This window comes from Nocardia otitidiscaviarum NBRC 14405 (genome assembly GCF_000308635.1).
GTDB lineage: Bacteria > Actinomycetota > Actinomycetes > Mycobacteriales > Mycobacteriaceae > Nocardia > Nocardia otitidiscaviarum.
The window spans coordinates 1-624 of sequence record NZ_BAGD01000240.1 but is presented as its reverse complement, the minus strand read 5'-3'; the positions used below and the strand labels follow the sequence as shown (position 1 = coordinate 624).

Genomic DNA, 624 nt, shown 5'->3' with positions numbered 1-624 from the left:
CTCGGCGTCGCACTGCGAGACGGCGAGCCCGAGCTTTCCGGCTGGTCGATCGACGCCGAGACCGGGCTCGAGGTCAAGGTGCGGCCCGACGCCCTGTACCGGCCGCACCGGTCCGGCCTCGCGCTGGCGCTTGACGTGAAGACGAGCACCTCGGCCGACCCGCGCAAGTTCGCCGAAAGCTGTTGGAAATTCGGCTATTTCCGGCAAGACCCCTGGTACGTCGACCGCTTGCTCGAGCACGACATCGAAGCCGCGTTCGCGTTCCTCGTCGTCTCAAAAGAGCCGCCGTACCTGGCGACCGCCATCGAGTTGCGGCCCGAGGCCGTCGAGCTCGGCCGCCGCCGCAACCGCGAGTCCCTCGCAGCGATTCGCCGGTGCATGGATACCGGCGTGTGGCCGGGCTACGGCGACGAAATCCACCAAATCGACTTGCCCGCATGGGCATACAAGCAGGAGGACCACCGGTGACCACGACCGAAATCGCTACCACCGCGAACACCGACCTCGACACCGCTCGGGCCGCCGCCCGGTCGGCAATCGAGCTGACCGCCGACCAACGGGAATTCAGCCCGCAGCAAGTCGCCGTGCTCAAGCAACTCGGCATCGACGATGCCCCCGCCGCGC

General features: G+C 67.9%; 1 protein-coding gene. It reads left to right on the top strand.

What is annotated here, in order from left to right; genetic code table 11:
- The coding region (locus tag ON31_RS29485) for a PD-(D/E)XK nuclease-like domain-containing protein (protein WP_039818354.1) at nt 1–468 on the top strand (468 nt) is incomplete at its 5' end.
- Nucleotides 469–624: the final 156 nt, after the last annotated feature.